Genomic DNA, 3465 nt, shown 5'->3' on the forward strand with positions numbered 1-3465 from the left:
ACTAGCTGCAGTGTAGCGCTTGTTGCGGCTTCCTGGTCCCACTCTCTATGCAAATAAACGAACAGCTCTGTTAGCAGCGCTTCACACAGCGTCTGATAATAGGGCTGTTTGTCTTGCCATTGCTGATGAATGTGCCGCAGCCGGTCGAGAATCAGTTCGTACTTGCTTGTGATTCGGCTTGCGGCACTAGAATGCTTAAAAAGTGGGAAAGACGCTTGTACGGCTTCCGGATCAAATTGAACGACATATTTTTCGTGGAGCATGGTTGGAACACTTCGCCCATAAAAGGGAATACTGCTCGGGATGAGCAGCCATTGCCCCTTCTCCAGCACTTGCTTTTTCTCCTCAATCCAATACACGCAGCGACCGTAAGTTACAAGTACAAGTGTCCAATCCTGACAGCCCTCCTGTGATTCCCCGTACCAATTGCTGCTTTTATCATATGTGTAATTCGTTACCTTCATTTCCCATCACCTACATACTATATTTCATATAGCATACTATATTTCATGGAGTTTTGTCGAAATAAGGCATATAATGAAGCCAAAATTGATTCGTCCACAACGAAAGGAAGTCCTAAACAATGCGTAAAACGAAAATCATTTGCACCATGGGACCTGCTTGCGACTCCATCCCGACACTGAAGGAATTAATTCGCTCCGGTATGAGCGTTGCCCGACTAAATATGGCCCATGGCGATTTGGATGAGCACCGCGGACGCATTCAGCGCGTTCGTCAAGCAGCTCAAGAGTTAGGTGTTGTCGTTCCGATTCTGATGGATATCAAAGGACCGGAAATCCGCATCGGGCAACTGAAAGATGCTTCCTATGATTTGAAAACAGGCGATCGTATCGTCTTGACGACCGAACAAATCATCGGCGACGGCAGCCGTGTTTCCGTGAATTACCCCGGCCTCCCGCAGGACGTTAAGCCAGGCAACCTTGTCCTCATCGATGACGGTTCCATTGAGCTTCGTGTTGAATCCATCGATGGCACGGAAGTGATCTGCAGCGTTTTGAATCAAAGTGTTCTGAAGCAGCGCAAAGGCGTGAACTTGCCAGGTGTGCGCACATCTCTTCCAGGTGTAACTGAGCGTGACGTGATGCACATTAAATTCGGTGTTGAGGAAAATATCTCCATCGTGGCGATGTCCTTCGTCCGTAACGGGAACGATGTTCAGGAAGTTCGCGGCATTCTGGAACAGCATGGCGCAGGCAATACGCCGATTATCTCGAAAATTGAGAACGAAGAAGGCATGACGAACTTCGCTTCTATTCTCGAGGCTTCTGATGGTATCATGGTTGCACGCGGTGATCTTGGGGTAGAAATTCCTACAGAAGAAGTGCCAATCGCGCAAAAAGATATGATCCGTGCTTGTAATCTAGCCGGCAAGCCGGTTATTACAGCAACGCAAATGCTTGATTCTATGCAGCGTAACCCGCGTCCGACGCGCGCTGAAGTGAGCGATGTTGCGAATGCCGTACTTGACGGCAGCGACATGGTCATGCTTTCCGGCGAGACTGCCGCTGGCAAGTATCCCATCGAGTCCGTGACGATGATGGCGACAATTGCTGAGCGCGTTGAGCAGACGATGGAGCGCAGCTCCATGATTGACGCACAGCTGCAATCGAACAACGAAGTGACGGAAGTGCTGTGCCAAGCGGTTGTAACCTCCGCGAACAAGCTGAAAGCTGCGGCGATTCTGACGCCGACAGAGAGCGGCTTTACTGCACGGATGATCGCCAAGTATCGTCCGGAAGCACCGATTATCGCGGTGACGTCCAACGAGTACGCGATCAACTTGCTTAGCATGGTACAGGGCGTGATCCCGATCCATGGCGAGTTCTGCGATTCTACCGATGCGATGATTCGCTCGGCTATCGAACAAGCTGAGACACTTGGCTATGTGAAAAAAGGCGACCTTACTGTCGTTTCCGCCGGTGTTCCTGTAGGGAAATCGGGGACTACGAACCTGTTGAAGGTTGAGCGGGTTTAAGATGAAATAATTCGGATAAAGATAAAGACGCCTTCTGGGTGTCTTTTCTTGCTTTTATGCCTTAAAATATCAGCCAGAGGGCACATTAACGATAACTTTATAAGGCACTTTCAATGGGAGGTTCCATGATTATTCGACTCGGATTCGTATCGATCGCGCTTGCGATTTTTAATAATACCCCCAGCTCGACTTTTACTTACAAGCTGTTCTCCCAGCGTCCGCGTGAGGAAGCCATTCAGCGTGCGATTGATATCGGACGCAAAAATCTCGAAGCAACTCAGCGCATCCTCTTTTACAATGCCGCTCATGGGATTCGCTTGTTTCGTCTATCCTCGTCGCTCATTCCGCTAGCCACTCATCCTGATGTGCAAATTGACGTAGCTGGTGAATACAAAGACGAGCTCGCGAAGCTCGGCAACTTCGCGAGAGCGCATGACATTCGCCTGAGTATGCATCCCAACCAGTTCACGTTGCTGAACGGGAGCGACGCGGTCGTAGCTGCGGCGATTCAAGATTTGCGCTACCATGCGGCGATTCTCGATGGGATGGGGCTCGATGAATCGGCCATTATCAACATCCACGTCGGAGGCGTGTATGGCGACAAAGCAGCCGCGACGGAGCGGCTTTATGCGAAGACCCCCGAGGTGCCGGATCATATTATGCGGCGGCTCACTTTTGAAAATGACGATAAAACCTACACGCTCGAGGAAACCCTCGCCGTGAGCCAGAGGCTGCAGCGTCCCTGCATGCTGGATTTGCATCATGACTGGTGCAACCCCTCGGAGGCCTCGCCTCAGGAGCTGCTCCCGCAGATCGCAAATACTTGGGGGGATGTCCCCATGAAAATCCATGTTTCGTCTCCGAAGTCTCCCAAGGATACGAAGGAGTTTCGCTCCCATGCTGACTACATTGAGCCGGAACAGCTGGTCGCTTTTCTCAAAAGCTGCAAAGAAGCAGGACTCGACCGCGTCGACGTCATGATTGAGGCGAAGATGAAGGATCTCTCCTTGTTCCGGCTGGCGGAGCAGCTGGGCAAGATCCGCGGCATTAAGCGAATCGATGGCGGCATTTTGGAGTGGTAGAGGTAGCCAAGAAGACCGTAGGACTGAGCGGATTCCGCTGGGTTTTACGGTCTTTTTGTATTCCACGGAAGCGGTGCTTCAGCTGAGCTATGTGGGGTTGGGCAGCTGGGTGAGCTGCGGAGGACGGACTGCAGGAGGACGGACTGCGGGAGGACGGGCTGCGGGAGGACGGGCTGCGGGAGGACGGGCTGCGGGAGGACAGGCTGCGGGAGGACGGGCTGCAGGAGGACGGGCTGCAGGAGGACGGGCTGCAGGAGGACGGGCTGCGGGAGGACGGGCTGCGGGAGGACGGGCTGCGGGAGGACGGGCTGCAGGAGGACGGGCTGCAGGAGGACGGGCTGCGGGAGGACGGGCTGCGGGAGGACGGGCTGCGGGAGGACGGGCTGC

4 protein-coding genes are annotated in these 3465 nt (G+C 53.2%); 3 read left to right on the plus strand and 1 reads right to left on the minus strand.

Annotation, left to right across the window (positions count from 1 at the left end; translation table 11 throughout):
* Positions 1–464 (minus strand): AraC family ligand binding domain-containing protein (locus tag AC1DUA_RS29500; RefSeq protein WP_477503132.1); only part of this gene is annotated, 464 nt, incomplete at its 3' end.
* 119 nt (positions 465–583) lie between these two features.
* Between AC1DUA_RS29500 and pyk the strand changes: the two genes are divergently transcribed.
* The 3 genes from pyk to AC1DUA_RS29515 all read left to right on the plus strand — a co-directional run.
* Positions 584–1996, plus strand: coding sequence for a pyruvate kinase (gene pyk, locus AC1DUA_RS29505; protein ID WP_477503133.1), 1413 nt, complete (start codon positions 584–586; stop codon positions 1994–1996).
* A gap of 125 nt (positions 1997–2121) precedes the next feature.
* Entirely contained in the window at positions 2122–3078 is a 957-nt protein-coding gene (gene uvsE / locus AC1DUA_RS29510; protein WP_477503134.1) for a UV DNA damage repair endonuclease UvsE, read from the plus strand.
* On the plus strand, positions 3056–3465 hold a 410-nt coding region (locus tag AC1DUA_RS29515; RefSeq protein WP_477503135.1), incomplete at its 3' end, for a hypothetical protein. The genes uvsE and AC1DUA_RS29515, both read left to right, overlap by 23 nt.

This window comes from Paenibacillus sp. 01T422, assembly GCF_056398785.1.